The 21899-nt window shown below is 63.2% G+C and carries 20 protein-coding genes; 8 read left to right on the forward strand and 12 right to left on the reverse strand.

Translation table 11 applies throughout. From position 1 onward, the window contains the following. Positions 1 to 63 precede the first annotated feature (63 nt). Positions 64 to 2046 carry a choline BCCT transporter BetT gene (locus HW090_RS13565; protein WP_179114014.1) on the reverse strand — a complete coding sequence of 661 codons (1983 nt, stop codon included), beginning with the start codon at positions 2044 to 2046 and terminating at the stop codon, positions 64 to 66. A gap of 208 nt (positions 2047 to 2254) precedes the next feature. On the opposite strand from HW090_RS13565, the gene HW090_RS13570 reads away from it, so the two are divergent. Beyond that, positions 2255 to 3040: a PhzF family phenazine biosynthesis protein gene (locus HW090_RS13570; protein ID WP_179114015.1), complete on the forward strand. Its 786-nt coding sequence runs from the start codon at positions 2255 to 2257 to the stop codon at positions 3038 to 3040. A 55-nt stretch (positions 3041 to 3095) separates the two neighbouring features. Here the strand turns inward: HW090_RS13570 and HW090_RS13575 are convergent, their stop codons facing one another. Both HW090_RS13575 and HW090_RS13580 read right to left on the reverse strand, forming a co-directional pair. Next, positions 3096 to 4601 (reverse strand): YifB family Mg chelatase-like AAA ATPase, encoded by a 1506-nt coding sequence (locus tag HW090_RS13575; protein ID WP_179114016.1) that lies wholly within the window; start codon positions 4599 to 4601, stop codon positions 3096 to 3098. Between the two features lie 32 nt (positions 4602 to 4633). Continuing rightward, positions 4634 to 4897, reverse strand: a complete 264-nt coding sequence (locus tag HW090_RS13580) for an accessory factor UbiK family protein (RefSeq protein ID WP_179114017.1) — start codon at positions 4895 to 4897, stop codon at positions 4634 to 4636. Positions 4898 to 5330: 433 nt separating this feature from the next. Here HW090_RS13580 and glnK point away from each other — a divergent pair, with 433 nt between their 5' ends. The 3 genes from glnK to HW090_RS13595 all read left to right on the forward strand — a co-directional run bounded on the left by glnK (position 5331) and on the right by HW090_RS13595 (position 8378). After that, a complete protein-coding gene (glnK, locus tag HW090_RS13585) occupies positions 5331 to 5669 on the forward strand; it encodes a P-II family nitrogen regulator (protein WP_003096476.1) in 339 nt (112 codons plus the stop codon). A 37-nt stretch (positions 5670 to 5706) separates the two neighbouring features. Beyond that, positions 5707 to 7023, forward strand: a complete 1317-nt coding sequence (locus HW090_RS13590) for an ammonium transporter (RefSeq protein WP_179114018.1) — start codon at positions 5707 to 5709, stop codon at positions 7021 to 7023. Between the two features lie 101 nt (positions 7024 to 7124). After that, a complete protein-coding gene (locus HW090_RS13595; protein ID WP_179114019.1) occupies positions 7125 to 8378 on the forward strand; it encodes an ammonium transporter in 1254 nt (417 codons plus the stop codon). Between the two features lie 115 nt (positions 8379 to 8493). Here the strand turns inward: HW090_RS13595 and HW090_RS13600 are convergent, their stop codons facing one another. Together HW090_RS13600 and HW090_RS13605 are read right to left on the reverse strand one after the other, a co-directional pair. Then, a complete protein-coding gene (locus tag HW090_RS13600; RefSeq protein WP_179114020.1) occupies positions 8494 to 9567 on the reverse strand; it encodes an NAD(P)-dependent alcohol dehydrogenase in 1074 nt (357 codons plus the stop codon). A gap of 154 nt (positions 9568 to 9721) precedes the next feature. Beyond that, a complete protein-coding gene (locus tag HW090_RS13605) occupies positions 9722 to 10144 on the reverse strand; it encodes an OsmC family protein (protein ID WP_179114021.1) in 423 nt (140 codons plus the stop codon). 201 nt (positions 10145 to 10345) lie between these two features. Between HW090_RS13605 and crp the strand changes: the two genes are divergently transcribed. Further along, a complete protein-coding gene (crp, locus tag HW090_RS13610; RefSeq protein WP_179114022.1) occupies positions 10346 to 10981 on the forward strand; it encodes a cAMP-activated global transcriptional regulator CRP in 636 nt (211 codons plus the stop codon). A 90-nt stretch (positions 10982 to 11071) separates the two neighbouring features. On the opposite strand, the gene trpC is transcribed toward crp, so the two are convergent. From trpC to HW090_RS13645, 7 genes are all read right to left on the reverse strand, one after another. Continuing rightward, positions 11072 to 11914 carry an indole-3-glycerol phosphate synthase TrpC gene (gene trpC / locus HW090_RS13615; protein WP_179114023.1) on the reverse strand — a complete coding sequence of 281 codons (843 nt, stop codon included), beginning with the start codon at positions 11912 to 11914 and terminating at the stop codon, positions 11072 to 11074. Continuing rightward, positions 11911 to 12957, reverse strand: coding sequence for an anthranilate phosphoribosyltransferase (gene trpD, locus HW090_RS13620; RefSeq protein WP_179114024.1), 1047 nt, complete (start codon positions 12955 to 12957; stop codon positions 11911 to 11913). Before trpD ends, trpC begins: the two co-directional genes overlap by 4 nt. After that, positions 12957 to 13550, reverse strand: a complete 594-nt coding sequence (locus tag HW090_RS13625) for an aminodeoxychorismate/anthranilate synthase component II (RefSeq protein WP_179114025.1) — start codon at positions 13548 to 13550, stop codon at positions 12957 to 12959. Before HW090_RS13625 ends, trpD begins: the two co-directional genes overlap by 1 nt. Positions 13551 to 13562: 12 nt before the next feature. Beyond that, entirely contained in the window at positions 13563 to 15041 is a 1479-nt protein-coding gene (trpE, locus tag HW090_RS13630) for an anthranilate synthase component I (protein ID WP_179114026.1), read from the reverse strand. A gap of 188 nt (positions 15042 to 15229) precedes the next feature. Next, entirely contained in the window at positions 15230 to 15931 is a 702-nt protein-coding gene (locus HW090_RS13635; protein WP_256930673.1) for a phosphoglycolate phosphatase, read from the reverse strand. Continuing rightward, positions 15928 to 16602 carry a ribulose-phosphate 3-epimerase gene (gene rpe, locus HW090_RS13640; RefSeq protein ID WP_179114027.1) on the reverse strand — a complete coding sequence of 225 codons (675 nt, stop codon included), beginning with the start codon at positions 16600 to 16602 and terminating at the stop codon, positions 15928 to 15930. Before rpe ends, HW090_RS13635 begins: the two co-directional genes overlap by 4 nt. A 105-nt stretch (positions 16603 to 16707) precedes the next feature. Then, the gene (locus HW090_RS13645; RefSeq protein WP_179114028.1) at positions 16708 to 17595 is read right to left on the reverse strand and encodes a DUF4351 domain-containing protein; all 888 of its coding nucleotides are present in this window, start codon (positions 17593 to 17595) and stop codon (positions 16708 to 16710) included. A gap of 223 nt (positions 17596 to 17818) precedes the next feature. On the opposite strand from HW090_RS13645, the gene HW090_RS13650 reads away from it, so the two are divergent. The 3 genes from HW090_RS13650 to HW090_RS13660 all read left to right on the forward strand — a co-directional run bounded on the left by HW090_RS13650 (position 17819) and on the right by HW090_RS13660 (position 21834). After that, positions 17819 to 18322, forward strand: a complete 504-nt coding sequence (locus tag HW090_RS13650) for a sigma-70 family RNA polymerase sigma factor (RefSeq protein WP_179114029.1) — start codon at positions 17819 to 17821, stop codon at positions 18320 to 18322. Continuing rightward, the gene (locus HW090_RS13655) at positions 18312 to 19277 is read left to right on the forward strand and encodes a FecR domain-containing protein (RefSeq protein ID WP_179114030.1); all 966 of its coding nucleotides are present in this window, start codon (positions 18312 to 18314) and stop codon (positions 19275 to 19277) included. Before HW090_RS13650 ends, HW090_RS13655 begins: the two co-directional genes overlap by 11 nt. 124 nt (positions 19278 to 19401) lie before the next feature. Next, entirely contained in the window at positions 19402 to 21834 is a 2433-nt protein-coding gene (locus HW090_RS13660) for a TonB-dependent receptor (protein ID WP_179114031.1), read from the forward strand. Positions 21835 to 21899 lie beyond the last annotated feature (65 nt).

Here is a 21899-nt window from a genome sequence, read left to right on the forward strand (position 1 = left end):
TAAAGCAAACGTTGGGCATTGGCGGAAGGCTGGCGGCCCCGTGAGCGGGGCCGCCAGCGGCTGTTACCTGACCATGTGCAGGTAATGCATGTGTTTCTCGTACTGGTCGAGGATGTCGCCGATCACATCGTCGCGGTTCCAGCCCATGATGTCGTAGTCCTGGCCGCCTTCCTTGAGGTGGACTTCGGCGCGGAAGTACTTGCGGTCTTCGCGTGGGTCGTCCTCGTCGCTCTGGGCGACGAAGGCCGGCATGGCGTAGGCGCGTGGACGAACTTCGTAGATGAAGTCCGGTTCGCCTTCGTGGGTGATGTCCAGTCGCGTGCGCCCATCGTCGCCCACTGTCACCTGTACGGCGTAGCCCTGCTTGCGCATTTCCTCGGCCACCGCGTCACAGGCCGGTCGCACCGCTTCGCTGATATAGCGCACCACATGGCTGCGGCGCGGGAACATCATCAGGCTGCGGATGCGGCGCTGCCAGCCGCCGGGTGTGGTGGCGCGCGGGGTGCCAGGCGAAGTGTTGAGCGATTGGTAGCGCAGCCCCTGTTTGGTCGAGTCGCGACGCAATGCCTTGAGCAGCCCCCACATCGAGCACAGCAGCACCAGGGTGAACGGCAGTGCGCTGGCGATGGTGGCGGTTTGCAGTGCGGTCAGGCCGTCGGCCAGCAGCAGGGCGATGGCTACCGCGCCCATCGAGGCGGCCCAGAAGATGCGTTGCCAGAGCGGTGTGCCTTCCTTGCCACCGGAGGCGAGCATGTCCACCACCATGGCGCCGGAGTCGGCGGAGGTGACGAAGAACACCACCACCATGATGATCGCCACCAGCGAGATCGCCGAGGCGAAGGGGAAGTGTTCGAGGAAGGCGAACAGCGCCAGCGAGCTGTCTCGTTCGATGGCTTCTCCGAGGCTGCTGACATGCTCCCAGAGGATCATGTGGATGGCCGTGTCGCCGAAGATGGTCATCCATAGCAGGGTGAAGCCGGCCGGCACCAGCAGCACGCCGGTGATGAATTCACGGATCGTGCGTCCGCGCGAGATGCGTGCGATGAACAGCCCGACGAAAGGCGACCAGGCCAGCCACCAGCCCCAGTAGAACAGGGTCCAGCCGCCGATCCAGTCGTTGGGCTGGTAGGCGTAGAGGTTGAAGGTTTTGCTGACGATGTCCGACAGGTAGCCGCCGGTGTTCTCGACGAAGGTCTGCAGGATGAAGACGGTCGGCCCGAGTACCAGGATCAGCAACATCAGCAGCACTGCGAGGCCGAGGTTGAGTTCCGACAGGCGCCGGATGCCTTTGTCCAGGCCTGCGACGACTGAAAGGGTGGCCAGGCCCATGGTGATGACGATCAGCCCGATCTGGACCGGGATCGAGACCTGAACACCGTAAAGCTGGTTGAGTCCGGTGTTGATCTGGGTGACGCCCAGGCCCAGCGAGGTGGCGACGCCGAGCACAGTGCCGATGATGGCGAAGATGTCCACGGCATGGCCGATCGGCCCGTAGATGCGCTCGCCGATCAGTGGGAACAGTGCCGAGCGCAGCGTCAGTGGCAGGCCATGGCGAAAGCTGAAGTAGGCCAGGATCAGCGCGACGATGGCGTAGATGGCCCAGGCATGCAGGCCCCAGTGGAAGAAGGTGATGCGCATCGCCTCCCGGGCATCGGCCACGGTGCCGCCGGTGCCGACGGGCGGGGAAAGGAAATGCATGACTGGCTCGGCGACGCCGAAGAACATCAGGCCGATCCCCATGCCGGCGGAAAACAGCATGGCGAACCAAGTCAGATTGCTGTAGTCGGGGGCGCTGTGGTCGGGGCCGAGCTTGATGTCACCCAGGCGGCTGACGGCGAGGAACACCGTGGTGATAAGGATCAGCGCGACGCCGAGGATGTAGAACCAACTGACATTGGTGATGATCCAGGCCTGCATTTCGCTGAACAGGGCCTGGGTCTTGCCCGGGAAGGCAACACTGAAACACACCAGCGCGAGGATCAGGATGGCCGAGCCGTAGAAGACCGGCGGGTTGATGGTGGATGACGAAGACTTTTGTGCCTCCATGCTGCTCTCCTTGTTGGATTCCGAGGGGGGCGCCTGTGGCGAGGATCAGGAATCTACCATAGCTTTCGTGTGTTGACAGTCGATGTCTTGATACGTCGCCTCTATCGACTGCCCGTCAACGGCTCCCCAACTGTAAGTTGGCAACTGTACGTACCGCTCGATATGGACAGCGGTTAGGCTGCTTTTTCGTCCTGATGAGGTGTTTTCCATGTTGCTCGATATCTACCAGGTGGATGCGTTCGCATCGCGTCCCTTCGCTGGCAACCCGGCTGCCGTGTGCCCACTCGAGGCCTGGCCGGAAGATGCGCTGCTGCAAGCCATCGCTGAGGAAAACAATCTGTCGGAAACGGCGTTCTTCGTCGGCAGTGGCGATCACTACCAGTTGCGCTGGTTCACACCGAGGGTGGAAGTGGACCTGTGTGGTCATGCGACCCTGGCCTCGGCCTGGGTGCTGTTCAACGAATTGGGTGTCGATGCCGAGGTGTTGCATTTCGCCACCCGTAGCGGCGAGTTGCGGGTGCGCCGCGAGGGCGAGATGCTGGCGCTGGACTTCCCGGCCAAGTCGCCACGTCCGTGTTCGCCGCCTGCCAACCTGCTGCCGGCGTTGGGCCTGGAGCAGGCCGAGGTGTTCCTGACCGACGATTACATCGTGGTGGTCGAGGATGAGGCGCAGGTCGCTGCGCTGAACCCGGATTTCAGTGCCCTCAGGGGACTGCCGGCCCGTGGTGTGGCGGTCACGGCGAGGAGCGAGCGCTTCGATTTCGTCTCGCGCTGGTTCGGCCCGGATACCGGCATCTTCGAAGACCCGGTGACCGGCTCGGCGCATACCTCGCTGACGCCCCTGTGGGTCGAGCGGCTGGGGCGCAATCCGTTGCGTGCCGAGCAGGGCGGGGCGCGCAAGGGGCAACTGCACTGCGAGCTGCTTGGGGAGCGGGTGATTATCAGTGGGCAAGCGGTGCTGTACCTCAAGGGGCGCATCCACCTGCCGGATTGAGGGCGATGCCGTTTATGGTGGTGTTGGCCCGTTGCTTGAGTGTGGCGTGGCTCGATTATCCGTGAGCGGCGGACTGGGCAGGCCGATACTGCAAGGCTTCGGCCAGGTGAGGGCGGGTGATGTCTCGAGCCTGTTCCAGGTCAGCCAGGGTGCGCGCCACCTTGAGCAGGCGGTGGACGGCGCGTAGTGAAAGACCAAGGCGCTCGCAGGCATGTTCCAGCCAGCCCTGATCGTCGTTGCGCAGGGCGCAATGCCGGCGTAGTCCCGGCAGGTCGAGGAAGGCGTTGGCGCATCCCTGGCGTGTCTCTTGACGATGGCGTGCCTGTGCGACCCTCGCTGCGACCGAAGCGCTGTTCTCGCCTGTAACCGGTGTGTCGTGCAGCGAGGTGGTTTCGCGTATCACGCTCAGGTGCAGGTCGATGCGGTCCAGCAACGGTCCGGAGAGTTTGCCGCGATAGCGCTGTATCTGGTCTGGCGTGCAACGGCAGCGCCCGGACGGGTCGCCCAGGTAGCCGCACGGGCAGGGATTCATGGCGGCCACCAACTGGAAGCGTGCCGGAAAGCACACCTTGTCGCGGGCACGGGCGATCACGATGCTGCCTGACTCCAGGGGCTCGCGAAGCACTTCCAGTACACGGCGCTCGAATTCTGGCAGTTCGTCGAGGAACAGCACTCCCCTGTGGGCCAGTGTGATTTCCCCAGGTTGTGGGCGACTGCCGCCCCCGACCAGTGCCGGGCCGGAAGCACTGTGATGAGGTTGGCGAAACGGGCGCTGGGGCCAGTGTTCGAGGGGCGCCAGGCTGGACACCGAGTGGATGGTCGCCACTTCCAGCGCTTCCTGCTCTTGCAGGGGCGGCAGCAGGCCTGGCAAGCGGCTGGCCAGCAGTGTCTTGCCGGTCCCAGGCGGACCTGTGAAAAGCAAATTATGAGAACCCGCCGCCGCGATCAGCAGGCCGCGCTTGGCGGCTGTCTGGCCCTGGACCTCGGCAAGGTCAGGGTAAGGCGGTTGTCGTCGTAGTAATCCCTTGGGCTGGTAAGGCGGCAGAGGCGTTTTCCCGGTGATATGAGCCGCCACCTCTAGCAGATGCCGCGCGGCATGTACCACCAGTCCGGATGCCAGGCTGGCTTCTTCGGCGTTTTCCCAAGGCACCAGCAGGCTGCGGCCTGCTTCGCGCGCCGCGAGGGCGGCCGGCAGTACACCACGTATGGGGCGCAACGCGCCGGAAAGCGCCAGTTCACCGAGCGCCTCGATGCCCGACAGCGGCGCCGTGGGGACCTGGGCGCTGGCGGCCAGTACGCCCAGTGCGATGGCCAGGTCGAAGCGTCCGCCTTCCTTGGGCAGGTCGGCCGGTGCCAGGTTGAGCGTGATACGCCGGGGCGGGAAGTCGAAGCCCGAGTTGAGGATGGCGCTGCGTACGCGATCCTTGCTTTCCCGCACGGCGGTCTCCGGCATGCCGACCAGAGCCAGCGAAGGCAGGCCGTTGGCCAGGTGGGCTTCTACCGTGACCGGTGGCGCTTCGACGCCGACCTGGGCCCTGCTGTGTACGATGGCGAGGGACATGCGATCACTCCTTGATCGGTCCGCCAGCGGGGTCAGGCGTCGCTGGAGGGACTCAGTCGCGCTTCCAGTTCGGCGACTTTCGCTTCGAGGGCTTCGAGGCGTGCGCGGGTCCGGGCCAGCACCAGCATCTGGCTGTCGAATTCGTCGCGGCTGACGACATCCAGTTTGCTCAGGGCGCCTTGTACCACTGCTTTCAATTGGGCTTCGAATTCGGCCCCAGGCAGGCGGGTTTCACCATTGAACAGGCGCGATGCCTGGGCGCCGATGGCGTCGAGTACGGCTTTGGGTGCGAGCATGTCGGTATACCTGTTTCTGTGCGGTGGGCAGTGTATCACGTGGGTTGCCGGGGCTTTGGCGGAGGGCTGGGCGAGTGTTTGGCAATGTGATTCGGGTCACACAATGGCCGCTTTTCGATGCCTTCCGGCAACTGCACGTATTTGGAGCGCATCATCCTGGTGCAGTGATCCGTTTTGGTGCGTTTTGTCGGCTGGATGCCTGGCCAAGTGGCCCGCAGCCCTTGTTACAAGCGATGGCGAAGAACTGGCACTGTTTCTGCTTAGTCCTGTCTGTCGCTTGCATGCACTTCGAATAAGGACGTTTCGCCTCGGCAATTGGTCGACGTTCTTTCAAACGGCCAAAGCCAGAGCGTTACAAGAGGCTGACACTGCGCTTAGACTTGAACCGGGTTCGTACTTCTGGGGCAAGTCCACCTAAACGGGAGAAGTTTTCATGAAACTAGTCACTGCCATCATCAAGCCGTTCAAGCTGGACGACGTGCGCGAGTCGCTGTCGGAAATCGGCGTACAAGGCATCACCGTCACGGAAGTGAAGGGCTTTGGGCGCCAAAAGGGCCACACCGAGCTGTACCGCGGCGCCGAGTACGTCGTCGACTTCCTGCCTAAAGTGAAGATCGACGTAGCGATTGCCGACGACCAGCTCGACCGTGTGATCGAGGCCATCACCAAGGCTGCCAACACCGGCAAGATCGGCGACGGCAAGATCTTCGTGGTCAACCTGGAACAGGCCATCCGTATCCGTACCGGTGAAACCGATACCGACGCGATCTAAGTAGTACCTCCGAACCCCACGCCCCAGGAGTAAAACCATGACTCTGCGTAAATTCGCAGGGCTAGGAGCCCTTTTGTCCCTGATAAGCCCCGGCATCGCCATGGCGCAGGAGACAGCCCTCGATTCAGGCGATACCGCCTGGATGCTCACAGCCACTGCACTGGTGCTGTTCATGACCATCCCCGGCCTGGCGCTGTTCTACGGCGGCATGGTCCGCTCGAAGAACATCCTTTCGGTGATGATGCAGTGTTTCGCCATCACGGGCCTGATGAGCATCCTGTGGATGGTCTACGGCTACAGCCTGGCGTTCGATACCACCGGCATGGAAGCGGGAGTGATCAACTTCAACTCCTTCGTCGGTGGTCTGGACCGCGCCTTCCTCAGCGGACTGACGCTGGACAGCCTGGTCGGCGCCTTCCCTGAAAGTGTCTTCATCACCTTCCAGATGACGTTCGCCATCATCACTCCGGCGCTGATCGTCGGTGCCTTCGCCGAGCGCATGAAGTTCTCCGCGATGCTGGTGTTCATGGGCGTCTGGTTCACCCTGGTGTATGCGCCCATCGCGCACATGGTCTGGGGCGGCGACGGCGGCCTGATGTGGGACTGGGGCGTGCTGGACTTCGCCGGCGGCACCGTGGTGCACATCAACGCGGGCGTTGCCGGTCTGGTCGCCTGCCTGGTGCTGGGCAAGCGTAAAGGTTACCCGACCACGCCGATGGCTCCGCACAACCTGGGCCTGACCCTGGTCGGCGCGGCCATGCTGTGGATCGGCTGGTTCGGTTTCAACGCGGGTTCTGCCGCCGCCGCCAATGGCAGCGCGGGCATGGCCATGCTGGTCACGCAGATCGCCACGGCCGCCGCTGCACTGGGCTGGATGTTCGCCGAGTGGATCACCCATGGCAAACCCAGTGCGCTGGGGATCGCTTCGGGTGTGGTCGCCGGCCTGGTCGCCATCACGCCGGCAGCCGGCACCGTCGGCCCGATGGGCGCGCTGGTGATCGGTGCGGTGTCTGGCGTGGTCTGCTTCATCTGCGCCACCTCGCTCAAACGCAAGCTCGGCTATGACGACTCCCTGGACGCCTTCGGCGTGCATGGTATCGGCGGCATCGTCGGGGCGATCCTGACGGGTGTGTTCGCGGCCCCGATCCTGGGCGGCTTCGGCGAAGTGGAGAACATCGCCCTGCAGGTCTGGATCCAGTTCAAGGGCGTGCTGTTCACCGTGGTCTACACCGGCATCCTGACCTACGTGATCCTCAAGGTGATCGATGCGGTGATGGGCCTGCGTGTCAGCGAGGAAGAGGAGGCCGTCGGCCTGGATCTCTCCCTGCACAACGAGCGTGGCTACAACCTCTAAACCAGTCGGTTATCTCAGAACAGCTATGCAACGGCGTCCGGAGCCAACCCGGACGCCACGGGAGCAGCGTGTCCGGCGCATAGCGCAAGCGAGGGAAAATTATGGAAAGCACAGCATTGATACCGGTCCAGTACGGATTGGATACCTTCTACTTCGTCATCTGCGGTGCACTGGTGATGTGGATGGCTGCCGGGTTCGCCATGCTCGAAGCGGGTCTGGTGCGCAGCAAGAACACAGTGGAAATCCTGACCAAGAACATCACGCTGTTCGCCGTGGCGTCGGTGATGTACCTGCTGGTCGGCTACTACATCATGTACTCCAGTACCGCGGGCGGCATTCTGCCGAGCCTGGGCTTCCTGATCGGTGACGAGCACGCGGTGGATGTGGTCGCCGCGGGTGGCGAGGATGCGCCTTACTACTCGGCGCGTGCGGACTTCTTCTTCCAGATCGTGTTCGCCGCGACCTGCATGTCGATCGTTTCCGGTGCAGTGGCCGAGCGCATGAAGCTCTGGGCCTTCCTTGCCTTTGCCGTGGTGATGACCGGTTTCATCTACCCGGTACAGGGCTTCTGGAAATGGGGCGGCGGTTTCCTCGACGAAGCCGGCTTCCTGGACTTCGCCGGTTCGGGCGTCGTGCACCTGGCGGGTGCCACCGCAGCGCTGGCTGGTGTCCTGCTGCTCGGGGCGCGTAAAGGCAAGTACGGCCCTAACGGTCAGGTCAATGCCATTCCCGGCGCCAACCTGCCATTGGTGACCCTGGGTACCTTCATCCTGTGGATGGGTTGGTTCGGCTTCAACGGTGGTTCGCAACTGCGCATGACCACCATCGAGGATGCCAACGCGGTCGCCCAGGTGTTCACCAACACCAACATGGCCGCCGCCGGTGGCGTGATCGCGGCGCTGATCGTGTCCCGTCTGCTGTTCGGCAAGTCCGACCTGACCATGATCCTCAATGGCGCCCTGGCGGGCCTGGTGGCGATCACTGCCGAGCCGCTGACGCCAAGTGCGTTGCAGGCGACCCTGATCGGTGCGGTCGGTGGTGTGCTGGTGGTGTTCAGTATCCTGGGGCTGGATCGACTGCGTATCGATGACCCGGTTGGTGCCATCTCGGTCCACGGCGTGGTCGGTATCTGGGGTGTGCTGGCGGTTGCCCTGACCAACCCGGATGCGACTTTCGGTGCGCAACTGCTGGGTGCCGTCTGCATCTTCGCCTGGGTCTTCGTCGCCAGCCTGATCGTCTGGGGCATCATCAAACTGGTGATGGGGCTGCGTGTCAGCGAGGAAGAGGAATACGAAGGCGTGGACCTCGCCGAGTGCGGCATGGAGGCTTACCCGGAATTCACCAACAAGCGTTGATTGCGCAAGGGTTGCCGGGGGGGGCTAGAACCCCGGCAGTCCGGACGCCGACAAGACAATGCCCCGTATCCCTCGATACGGGGCATTGTGCTTTCTGCGCGCTATGTGGTGGTGCTCAGGGCTTGATCGCCACCTTGAGCACGCCGTCGCGCTGGTTGGCGAACAGGTCGTAGGCGTCGACGATGTTGTCCAGCTTGTACTCGTGGGTGACCAGCGGCGCCAGGTCGATCCGGCCGGAGGCGACGATATTGAGCAGGCGGCGCATGCGCTCCTTACCGCCCGGGCACAGCGAGGTGATGATCTTGTTGTCGCCGAGGCCCGCGTGGATAGCGCCCAGCGGCAGCACCAGGTCGCTGGAGTAGACCCCCAGGCTGGACAGGGTGCCGCCCGGTTTGAGTACCCGCAGGGCGCTCTCGAAGGTGGATTGCAGGCCCAGTGCCTCGATGGAGACATCCACGCCGCGCCCCCCGGTCAGCTTGAGGATTTCATCCACCACGTCGACTTTCCTGAAGTTCAGCGTGACGTCCGCGCCGAGGCTGCGGGCGATCTCCAGGCGCGAGTCGACGCCGTCCACCGCGATGATGGTGCTGGCGCCGCGCAGCTTGGCGCCGGCCGTGGCACAGAGCCCGATGGGGCCCTGGGCGAAGATCACGACGATGTCGCCGATCTTGATATTCGCCGCTTCCGCGCCGACGAAGCCGGTGGACATGATGTCCGGGCACATCAGCACCTGTTCGTCGGTCAGTCCATCGGGCACCGGCGCCAGGTTGGCCTGGGCGTCAGGGACCAGCACGTATTCGGCCTGGGTGCCATCGATGGTGTTGCCGAAGCGCCAGCCGCCCATGGGTTTGTAGCCGTGGCAACTGCAACCGCCGTCCTGGGAGGAAACGCCGTCCTGGCAGGCGTAGGAGGTGAAGCTGGGGCAAATGGCACCGGCGATGACCCGCTGGCCTTCCTGATAGCCCTGCACGTTGCTGCCGAGCTTCTCGATGATCCCGACCGGTTCGTGGCCGATGGTCAGGCCGGGGGCGACCGGGTATTCACCTTTGAGGATGTGCACGTCGGTGCCGCAGATCGTGGTGGTGGTGATGCGCACCAGGGCGTCGTTCGGGCCGACCTCCGGGATGGGTTTGTCCTGCAGTTCGATGCGACCGGGCTCGACGAATACAGCGGCTTTCATCATGACCATGAACACTCTCCTTGAGTCTTGGGTGATGGAACGCTGACGTCTGTGCTGCCAGGGGCAGGGAAGACGCCAGGCACTCCAATCACTCTAGTCCATGGCGGCGGTGGCTGGCTGACGCGGGTCAAGCGAGGGTCAGATGGCCGGCCTTCGACGCGACTCAGTCCAGCTCGACGATTTCATAGCCGTGGCTGATTTCGACACCGGCGCGGTCGAGCATGATGGAGGCGGAGCAGTACTTCTCGGCAGACAGCTCCACCGCGCGCTTGACCTGGGCTTCCTTGAGGCCACGGCCTTTCACGACGAAGCGCAGGTGGATCCTGGTGAAGACCTTGGGGTCTTCATCGGCGCGTTCGGCTTCCAGAAAGGCTTCGCAGCTTTCGACGCGCTGGCGCGATTTCTTGAGAATGCTGACGACGTCGAAGCTGCTGCAACCGCCCAGGCCGAGCAGCAGCATTTCCATCGGGCGCACGCCCAGGTTGCGACCGCCGTGGTCGGGCGGGCCATCCATCACCACCACATGGCCGCTGCCTGATTCGCCCAGGAACATGGCGTCGCCTGCCCACTGAATTCGTGCCTTCATGATCAACCTCCGAAAATGACGCGAAAGTCTAGCACGCCGCCTGGGGCACTCGAACCGGTCGACGGACGAGCATGGATTTAAAGCACTACCGGGCAGAACCGTCTGATCAAGAGCGGACCGGCTCGGGATCCAGTAGGGCGGTTCCGTGACGACAAGACAGCCAAGAGCCGGCATCGGCCATATTTGCCAAGGATGTGCGACATGGTAGCGATCACCCTTCCCTGCGATAAGAAACATATCGACACGCTGATGACCCACTGCCACAGGCGCCGCTACGGTGCCAAGAGTTCGATCCTGCATGCGAGCGAGCGGAGCGAGACGTTGTTTCTGATCTTGCAGGGATCGGTCTCTATCGTGATCGAAGATGCCGAGGGACGGGAGATCATCGTCGCCTACCTCAATCGTGGGGATTTCTTCGGTGAAATGGGGCTGTTCCAGGCATTCGGCGAGCGCAGCGCTTGGGTACGGGCGCGCAGTGCCTGCGAGGTGGCGGAGATCGGCTACGAGAAGTTTCGCGAGTTGACGCAGCAGGAACCGGAGATTTTCTATGCGCTGAGCAGCCAGCTCGCCGAGCGCCTGCGCAACACCACGCGCAAGGTCGGCGACCTGGCCTTCCTCGACGTGACCGGACGGGTCGCACGTGCCCTGGTCGACCTGTGCAAGCAACCGGAAGCGATGACCCATCCCGACGGTATGCAGATCAAGATCACACGCCAGGAAATCGGGCGCATCGTCGGCTGTTCGCGGGAGATGGTCGGGCGGGTGTTGCGCAACCTGGATACCCAGGGACTGGTGCAGGTGAGGGGCAAGACGATGGTGGTGTACGGCACCCGTTGAGCCACGCCACTCATCGGGCCGTAGGGTGTGCCGTGCGCACCGAGCTATCGAGCGTTCAGGTGCGCGCGGCGCACCCTACGAGTGTGGTGTTCAGTCGGGATCGCTCTGGCTGGTGCTGGTTCGGTGGCGGGCGCGCTCGGGGAAGAACAGGCGCTGCAATTCCTGCCCAGGCTGGCTGGCACGCATGAAGGCTTCACCGACCAGGAAGGCATGCACTTCGTTGATTTCCATCAGCTCGACATCGGCGCGGTTGAGAATGCCGCTCTCGGTGACCACCAGGCGCTCGCGGGGGATGCGTGGCAGCAGTTCCAGGGTGGTGTCCAGGCTGACCTCGAAGGTGTGCAGGTTGCGATTGTTGATACCCAGCAGCGGCGTTTCCAGTTTCAGCGCGCGCTCCAGTTCATCGCCGTCGTGGACCTCCACCAGCACATCCAGTCCGTGTGCCTTGGCGACATCGGCCAGTTCGGCCATCCGTGTATCGTCCAGCGCCGCGGCAATCAGCAGGATACAGTCGGCGCCCAGGGCGCGGGCCTCGATCACCTGGTACGGGTCGATCATGAAATCCTTGCGGATCACCGGCAGCTTGCAGGCTGCACGGGCCTGTTGCAGATAGCTGTCGGCGCCCTGGAAGAAGTCCACGTCGGTCAGCACCGACAGGCAGGCGCCGCCGCCATGCTCGTAGTCGATGGCGATTTCCACCGGGTCGAAATGCTCGCGCAGCACCCCCTTGCTGGGCGATGCCTTCTTGATCTCGGCGATGACCGCCGCTTCCCGGCGTTGCACACGTTCGCGCAGGGCATCGGCGAAGCCGCGTACCGGATCGGCAGCGGCCGCCTGCCGCTCCAGCTCGGCAAGCCCGACCCTGGCGCTGCGCGCAGCCACTTCCTCGACCTTGCGCGCGAGTATGTTCTCCAGCACGGTAGGGATGCTCATTGTGGGTTCTCCTGCCTGAATATGGTGGTGAAGGACACCAGCTCTTCCAGTTTGTCGCGGGCCAGGCCGGTATGCAGGGCGTCATGCGCCATTTCCACACCCTGTTTCAGGCTGCTGGCGATGTCCGCCGCATAGAGCGCTGCGCCCGCGTTGAGGATGATCATGTCGGCGGCCTTCTGCCCGTTTTCGGTCTTGCGCCGCCCCAGCGCATCGCGGATCAGCGCCAGCGATGCGGCGGCGTCCTCGACATCCAGGCCGATCAGGCTCTGGCTCTTGATGCCGAAGTCCTCTGGCTGGATGCGGTATTCGCTGATTTCCCCATTGCGCAGCTCGGCGATATGGGTCGGCGCGGCCAGGCTGATTTCATCCAGACCGTCCTGGGCGTGGACCACCAGCACATGGGTGCTGCCGAGGCGTGCGGAGACTTCCGCTAGGGGACGGCACAGCGCCTGGCTGAATACACCGAGTACCTGATGCTTGACCCGTGCCGGGTTGGCCAGGGGGCCGAGGATATTGAACAGGGTGCGCAAGCCGAGTTCGCGGCGTGGCCCAGCGGCGTATTTGACCGCGTTGTGGTGCGCCGGGGCGAACATGAAGCCTACGCCCACCGCGTCGATGCTGCGGGCGATCTGCTCGGGCGTCAGCTCCAGATAGACCCCGGCCGCCTCCAGCAGATCGGCGCTGCCGCTCTTGCCGGAAACCGCGCGGTTGCCGTGCTTGGCGACCTTGCCGCCGGCCGCTGCGACCACGAAGGAGGCTGCGGTCGATACGTTGAAGATGCCCATGCCATCGCCACCGGTGCCGCAGGTGTCGACCAGTTGTTCGGTCGGCAGTTGCACCGGCTCGGCCAGTTCACGCATGACCTGCGCGGCACCGACGATCTCGTCGATGGTTTCGCTCTTCATGCGCATGCCCATCAGGAAGGCGCCGATCTGCGCCTCGGTGCACTGGCCGGTCATGATCTGGCGCATGACCTGCGACATTTCCTCGGTGCTCAGGTCGAGCTGGCTGGCCACACGGTTCAGGGCCTGCTTGATATCCATCAGCGTACGCCTCCGGTCTGCTTGAGAAAGTTGGCGAACAGCTCGTGGCCCTGCTCGGAGAGGATCGATTCAGGGTGGAACTGCACGCCTTCGATATTCAACGTCCTGTGTCGCAGCCCCATGATTTCGTCAATGGCGCCGTCATCGTGCTGCGTCCAGGCGGTGATTTCCAGGCAGTCGGGGAGGGTTTCGCGCTTGACCACCAGCGAGTGGTAGCGGGTCACGCGCAAGGGGTTGTTGAGACCGGCGAACACGCCCTGGTCTTCATGGAAGACCGGGCTGGTCTTGCCATGCATGGCCTGGCGCGCGCGCACGACGTCGCCGCCGAATGCCTGGCCGATACTCTGATGGCCCAGGCAGACGCCGAGAATAGGCAGTTTGCCGGCAAAATGCCGGATCAGTTCCAGCGAGATACCCGCTTCGCTCGGGGTGCAGGGGCCGGGTGAGACGACGATGCGTTCGGGGGCGAGGGCTTCGACCTCGGCCACGGTCAATTCATCGTTGCGCACGACCTTCACGTCCGCGCCCAGCTCGCCCAGGTACTGCACCACGTTGTAGGTGAAGGAGTCGTAGTTATCCAGCATCAGCAGCATGTCGATTCTCCCTCACGCATCACGGTGTTCGGCCAGTGCCACCGCGCGGAACATCGCGCGGCGCTTGTTCAGGGTCTCTTCCCATTCGAGGGCGGGCTGCGAGTCGGCGACGATGCCGGCACCGGCCTGGACGTGCAGTTCGCCGTCCTTGATCACCGCGGTACGGATGGCGATGGCGGTGTCCATGTTGCCGTTCCAGGCCAGGTAGCCCACCGCGCCGCCGTAGACGCCGCGCTTGACCGGCTCCAGTTCGTCGATGATTTCCATCGCGCGGATCTTCGGCGCGCCCGACAGCGTGCCGGCCGGCAGGATCGCCCGCAGTGCGTCCATCGCCGTCAGCGGCGCCTGCAACTGGCCGGTGACGTTGGAAACGATGTGCATGACGTTGGAATAGCGCTCGATGACCATCTTCTCCGTCACCTTTACCGAGCCGGTCTCGGCGACGCGGCCGACGTCGTTGCGGCCCAGGTCGATCAGCATCAGGTGTTCTGCCAGTTCCTTGTGGTCCGAGAGCAGGTCGCGCTCCAGCGCCAGGTCCTGTTCTTCATTGGCCCCGCGCGGGCGGGTGCCGGCGATCGGCCGCACGCTGACCAGGCCGTCCTCGACCCGCACCAGTACTTCCGGCGACGAGCCGACCACATGGAAGTCACCGAAGTTGAAGAAGTACATGTAGGGCGTCGGGTTTGAGCTGCGCAGCGCCCGGTACAGGTCGATGGGCGCGGCCTCGAAGGGAATCGACATGCGCTGGGAAATCACCACCTGCATGCAGTCGCCGGCGAGGATGTAATCCTTGATACGGGCGACCGAGGCTTCGAAGTCCTCGCGGCTGAAACTGGAGCGGAAGGCCGGTTCGCTCGTCGGTGCGGCAGAGAAGCCCAGGCCCGAACGGGGCTGGGTCGGCTGGCGCAGTGTCTCGCGCAACTGCGCCAGGCGCGCCAGGCCGTTCTCGTAGGCGTCTTCGCTGCTGGGGTCGACCAGCACGATGCAGTGCAGCTTGCCGGCCAGGTTGTCGAATACCACCACGGCGTCGGACACCATCAGCAGGATGTCCGGCGAGCCCAGCGGGTCGGGATTGGGGCAGTCGCCCAGCTTGCGCTCGACGTAGCGCACACTGTCGTAGCCGAAATAGCCCACCAGCCCGCCATTGAAGCGCGGCAGGCCGTCCACCGGGGCGACCTGGTAGCGCTGCTGGAACGCCTCGACGAAGGCCAGTGGGTCCTCGACGTCATGGGTTTCGCGCCGTTCGCCGTCTTCGCTGATCTCGACCTGATGGCCCTGCACTCGCAACACGGTGCGGCAGGGCAGGCCGATGATCGAGTAACGCCCCCATTTCTCGCCGCCCTGTACCGATTCCAGCAGGTAGGAATTCGGCGCGTCGGCCAGTTTCAGGTAGAGCGACAACGGGGTGTCGAAGTCAGCCAGGGTTTCGAAATGCAACGGGATACGGTTATGGCCTTCGGCGGCCAGGCGCAGGAATTCTTCGCGGGTCATATCAGCCTCGTGGTCGGAGGGTGTGGTACGTACAGGGTTCGGCAAGCGGCTGCCGGCGGAGGCCGGCCAATGGAAAATGTCAGGCGCGCCAACGCCAGCGGGCCAGGGCCTTGATCACGTTCATCCATTGCTTGCAGGTAACCACCACGATCTGATCTCTTTGGCGGGATGGGCATCGAACGGCAACACTAGCGCAGCGTCGGAGAGGACGCAACCAGCTCGCGCAGGTCGTCCAACACACGTGCGGGGTTTTCTTCGGCGATCGGGCGGCCATGGTTGTAGCCGTAGCTCAGGGCCACACAACGCACACCCGCCGCGCGGGCGGCACGAACGTCGTTGCAGGAGTCGCCGACGAACAGCGCCTGTGCCGGCTCCACCGCAGCGGCGTGCAGTACATGCAGCAGGCCATCCGGGTCGGGTTTGCAGCGGGGCAGGGTGTCGCCGCCGACCTGCCAGCGGAAGTAGTCGCCCAGGCCCTTTTCCGCCAGCAGCGGTGCGATGAAGCGTTCGGGCTTGTTGGTGATGACCGCCATGGCGATGTCGCGGGCGGCGAGCCAGTCCAGGCATTCGCGCACGCCCGGGTAGACGCGGGTCAGGGCGTGGCTGTCGGCATAGGTGGCCATGAACAGTGCCAGAGCCTGCGTTGCCTCGTCATCGTCGACCGCCGCGTGCTCGAGTTGCCCGGCCAGGGCGCGTCGTACCAGCACCTGCGAGCCATTGCCGACCCAGTCACGCACGCACTCCACGCCAGCGGGCGGGCGACCGAGCTGCTCCAGCATGCGGTCGACGGCGGCGGCCAGGTCGGGCACCGAATCCAGCAGGGTGCCGTCCAGGTCGAACATCACCAGGCGCGGCAGCTCGCCGCCGAACAGCGTGTGCAAAAGGGTCATGGGCGGGCCAGGGCCAGTTCTGCGCGCATGGCGTCGATCACCGCCTTGTAGTCGGGCTGGTTGAAGATCGCCGACCCGGCGACGAAGGTGTCGGCACCGGCTTCGGCGATGGCGCGGATATTCTGCACATTCACGCCGCCGTCGATCTCCAGACGGATGTCGCGGCCGCTGGCGTCGATCAGCGCGCGCGCCTCGCGCAGCTTGTCCAGGGTGCCGGGAATGAATTTCTGCCCGCCGAAGCCGGGGTTGACGCTCATCAGCAGCACCATGTCGATCTTGTCCATGACGTACTTGAGTGCGTCCAGCGAGGTCGCCGGGTTGAACACCAGGCCGGCCTTGGCGCCGCCGTCCTTGATCAGTTGCAGTGAGCGGTCGATGTGCTGGGTGGCTTCGGGATGGAAGGTGATGTAGCTGGCACCGGCTTCGAGGAAGTCACCGATGATGCGATCCACCGGGCTGACCATCAGGTGCACGTCGATGGGCGCCGTGATGCCGTACTTGCGCAGCGCCGTACAGACCATCGGGCCGATGGTCAGGTTGGGCACGTAATGGTTGTCCATCACGTCGAAGTGGACGATATCGGCACCGTCGGCGAGTACCTTGTCGACTTCCTCGCCCAGGCGGGCGAAGTCGGCGGACAGGATCGACGGAGCAATGGCGAACGGCTGCATGGCGCACCTCTGAGGGGCTTGATCACGGATGCGGTGCATTGTACCCGAGGCTGCTGGAAGATGGCCGTTCGCCGGTGGTCTTTGCGCAACCCTCGAATAGAGGCTTCAGTGACGGGAGAACACCTCTTCCAGGCTCTGCGCCTCCAGCAGGTTCTCCGCCCAATGGTCCAGCTCTTCGCCATGGGCGGAGCGCAGGCGCTGCAGAGTCGTCGAATCCAGCGGTCCGAAACGGAGGGTGAGCAGTTTCTGCAGCATGGCCTGGGAGCCTTGCTGGGCACCTTCGTCCAGCAACCGTTCGGTCAGTGTGGCCATGGCGTTGCCCTCCTGCGGGTAGCGTGACTGGTAGATTTTCCGTTGATTATCGTCAAGGCTAGTGTAGATGTCGACGAAGTCGATGTATTTCAGCCGCTTTTCAATATTCTGCTCCAAGGCAAGCAGGCCCTGGATGGCCCGGGCGTAGACGTCGATCTTCTCGCTGTCGTTCCACTGCATGTTGGGCAGGTTGAGGCGGGCGACCAGATTGTCGCTATCGCGATGTTCCAGCCAGGGAATCCTTTTCAGGTGGCAGGCGAGGTAGTTGAAATCCAGGTAGCAGTGGCGTTCGCCGCCCAGGCGGAGTCGGGATGCGATGCTTTGGTCGCTGCGCAGGAATATCACCACGGGCACTACCCGGTGGGTATCGAAGAGCTCCGCGAGGTCCGTGCAATAGTGGACCAGCCGATGGATGGAGAAACGGCCGGGATCGCTCTCTTCCTCCAGTACGAACAACAGGGCTTCGCGTCGCCCGTCCGGCCATTCCACCAGAAGGGGAACATCCAGTTCGCGAAAGCGTTCGCCCAGGCGCTCCTTCAACTGCTCCTGGCGCAGCGGCGTGATACGGGCCGTTGCGTCGATGCCCCCGGACTCGGCTGGGGCGAAGAACGCCAGAGCCTGACGTGGATAGTCGAGGATAAGGTTCTTGAAGTTCTGGTCATGACTGCGCTTCCTCGACATGGCGCCCCCTGGCCCGCAGCGAAGGGGATAGCATGGGCATGATGGCGATTCCATGCTGAGCAGTGATTCACATTTTGCGCCATCGGGCGCAACTATCTAGCGCCGCACCGCCTTGGGGTGATGCGAGGATGCTCTGCCGGTGGCTTTGACTTGCCAGTGGCTCGGGCTCTCACCAATAATCGGCGAACGATTCCCATCCGCGCTTTTTCCAGGCTGCTCCGCCATGCCCGTCGATCCACCTCATCATCAGTTGTCCGCGCTCTACCAGGCCCACCATGCATGGCTCCAGGGCTGGTTGCGCAAGCGCCTGGGCGATTCCGAACATGCTGCCGACCTGGCGCAGGACACCTTCATGCGCCTGCTGGAGCGGGACGAGCTGGAGGCCCTGCGCCAGCCGCGCGCCTACCTGGCCAGCGTGGCGCAGAACGTGCTCTACAACCACCTGCGGCGCAAGAAACTGGAACAGGCCTACCTGCAGGCGCTGGCCCAGGTGCCGGAAGCCTGTGCGCCCTCGCTGGAGGAGCGCGCCATCCTGATGGAGACCCTGGTGGCGCTGGACCGACTGCTGGATGGCCTGCCGGTACCGGTGAGGAAGGCGTTTCTCTGGTCGCAACTGGAAGGTTGGACCCAGGAGCGCATCGCCCGGCAACTGGGCGTGTCGCTGACCACCGTCAAGCGCTATATCGTCAAGGCTGGCCAGCAGTGTTTCTTCGCCGATGAAGGCTGAACCCATCGCCCCCGAGATCGCCCAGCGGGCGGTCGAGTGGCTGGTCGAGCTGCAGAGCAGTGCGGCTGATGAGAGCACGCACCAGGCCCTGCGCCGCTGGCGCGAAGCCGACCCTCGGCATGAACGGGCCTGGCAGCGTATCGAAGCCTTCCATGGTCGCTTCTCCAGCCTGGATACGCCGACGCGCCAGACCCTCAGCACAGCGGCCCAGGCGCCGGCGCACAGCCCCGAGCGGCGCCAGGCGATCCGCACGCTCGCCGTGTTGCTGTTCGCCGGCGGTACGGCCTGGGGCCTGCGCGAACACACGCCCTGGCCAGCCTGGACCGCCGACCTGCGCACCGGCACGGGACAGCGCACGCGCATGGAACTGGCCGATGGCAGTGTCCTGCAACTCAACAGCGGTTCCGCCGTGGACGTTCGTTATGACGCACGGCAGCGCTGCATCCACCTGCACGAAGGTGAAATCCTGGTCGAGACCGCGCCTGATGCCGCGGGCCGGCCCTTCCTGGTGCAGTGCCGCGATGGCCGGGCGCAGGCCTTGGGTACGCGCTTCAGCCTGCGTCAGTGGCCGGACGACAGCCTGCTGGCAGTACACGAGGGGGCGGTGGCGGTGTATCCGGCGCTGCAACAGGATTCGCGTCGAGTGAACAGCGGCGAGCAGTTGCGCTTCGACCGCCAGGGCTGGGGCGAGTCAAGCGCGGTGCGTCCCGGCGACCTGGCCTGGCTGCAAGGCATGCTGGTCGCCGATGGTATGCGCCTGGCCGACCTGCTGGGCGAACTGCAGCGGCACCGCCCGGGGCGCCTGACCTGCGCGGAGGCGGTCGCCGACCTGCGGGTGTCCGGCACCTATCCACTGGAAAACACGGACCGGGCAATCGAAACCCTGGCCAGCACGCTGGGGCTGCGGTCGCGCTATTTCACGCGTTACTGGGTCAGCCTGGAGCCAAGTGCATGACTGAGTGCCCCATGCCCCGGCGCGAATAAAAATAATTCACAAAGGCTGGTCCCTTTTTCCCGCTCGCGAGACTTGGACGGTAGAGCCACATTATTTTTTCCAGGCTCGGGAGGGAAAGACACAGATGGCCACACCGATGAAACCCCGTACGTTCTTCGCACGCAGCGCCTTGGCCCTGGCGGTTGCTGCCAGTGCTGTGCCCGCTGCACTGGTATCCGTATCGGCGCAGGCGCAAAGCCAGCAACAGGAATTCAATATCCAGGCAGGTGCGCTGGGCGATGCACTCAACCGTTTTGGCCAACAGGCCGGCATCCTGCTGTCCTATCCCTCGTCGTTGACCGATGGGCGGCGCAGCCCAGGATTGCAAGGGCAGTACGGTGTCGACGAAGGGCTGACGCGGCTGCTGTCCGGTACCGGCCTGCAAGCGCAACGACAGGCGAATGGCGGCTATGCGCTGGTTCTGGTGGAGGCGTTGAGTCTGGAGGCGACGCAGATATCCAGTAGTGCGCTGGTCCGGCGGATGGACACCGAGGGTAGTGGCTCTTACACCAGCAAAGCGATGCAGACGGCGACCAAACTACCTCTTTCCATTCGAGAGACGCCGCAGTCGGTGACCGTGATCACTCGGCAGAGAATGGATGACCAGGCGATGAACAACCTTGAGGACGTCGTGCAGAGTACGCCTGGTCTCAGCCTGATCAAGGCCGGTCCTGAGCGCCCGACGTTCTATGCACGCGGTTTCCAAGTCGACAACATCATGTATGACGGTCTGCCAACCAGCACCGTTTCCGGGTTTACTCAGGACACCATCGCATCGGCGGACCTGGCAATTTTCGATCGGGCAGAGGTAGTGCGCGGCGCCACTGGCCTGATGCAGGGGGCGGGTAATCCGGCAGCGGCGATCAATCTGGTACGTAAACGCCCTACCGAAGAAACACGTATCAAAGTCACCGGCAGTGTTGGCAGTTGGGATCGTTATCGCACTGATGTGGATGCTTCCAGTGCTTTGAACAGCACTGGAACGTTGCGTGGGCGGATCGTCACCGCTTATGAAAACAACAAAAGCTTTGAGGATGTCGTGGACAAGGAACGCGGCCTCATTTACGGAATTCTCGAGGCCGAGCTGACGGAAAGAACCGTGTTTACCTTCGGCGCGTCAATGCAGAACGACAACAGCACCAAGGGTTGGGGCGGGATACCGGTTGCAGCCGATGGCAGCGATCTCAATCTGTCGCGCTCCACTTACCTGGGTAACACCTGGGACTACTGGGATCAGAACAACACGTTCGCCTTCGCCGGACTGGAGCATCGCTTTGACAACGGTTGGAAAGTCAATCTGACGGCCAACAAGATCTGGGCGCGCCTGAACCTCCTGGCCACCAAGGTCTATCTGCGCAATGGCAGTTATGACCAAGGCGTTGGCGACTACAGCTATGTCGATAATCAAAGCAGTTATGACGTTTATGCGAGCGGTCCTTTCCAACTGTTCGGTCACGAACATGAGTTGGTTGTCGGCGCCAACCACCGTGAGGAACTCTTCGATGGGCATGGTGGCGGTGCTTACACGCATATCGGTATGGATCTCGGCAACTGGAATCCGGGCGTGGTGCCCAAGCCCAATGTGGGTGAAGCCTGGTTGCAGAAGAACGACGAGACTCAGCAAGGCATCTACACCACCGCACGCTTCAGCCTTGCCGATCCGCTTACAGCCATTATCGGTGGGCGACTGGATTGGTACGACTACGAAGGAGAAAGCGTCTGGTCCGACGAGCAGTACAAGGTTACGCGGCACATCACCAAGTATGCGGGCCTGATCTACGACTTAGATGCTCAACACTCGGTCTACGTCAGTTACACCGATATTTTCAAACCACAGAACGCGTTCGACAGTGGCAACCGTTTGCTCAAACCTATTGAGGGCACGAACTACGAGGTTGGTATCAAGGGGGAGTATTTCGACGGTGCCCTGAACGCCTCAGCCGCAGTATTTCGCATCGATCAGGAGAATCGTGCCAAGGAGCTTGACGACCAGAGCCAGTGCCCCGGTTTTGCCAACTTCGTCACCTGTTTTGAAGCCGCCGGGAAAGTGCGCAGCGAGGGTGTCGAGTTGGAGCTTCAAGGGGCCATAACCCCAGGTTGGCAACTGGCGGCTGGTTACACCTTCACCGAAGCTAAATATCGCAAGGATGCCAATCCGGAGAACGAGGGGCGGTTGTTCGACAGTGCCTTGCCACGACATCTGTTCAAGGTTTCAACCACTTATCAGCTGTCGGGCGCGTGGCAGCGGTGGCGGGTAGGCGGGGCTCTGTATCGGCAGAACTCGGTATACAGCAAAGGTATCAACGGAACTACGGCCTACCATATCGAGCAGGACGGCTACACGCTTGTGGATCTGAGCCTTGGTTTCAAACCCACGGAAAAGATCGATGCCCAGCTCAACCTGAATAACGCACTCGACAAGAAGTACTACCAGAGCATCAACACCAGTCCAGCCAGGGCGGAAAGCATATATGGCGCTCCGCGGAATCTTATGGTGACAGTGAAATATGACTTCTAATCGCTAAGGCGAGCGTAGCGATACCCGCTGTCAAAAATGCTGGTGGGTATCGCTATTGTTCGTCT

It is taken from the genome of Pseudomonas sp. ABC1, assembly GCF_013395055.1.
GTDB lineage: Bacteria > Pseudomonadota > Gammaproteobacteria > Pseudomonadales > Pseudomonadaceae > Stutzerimonas.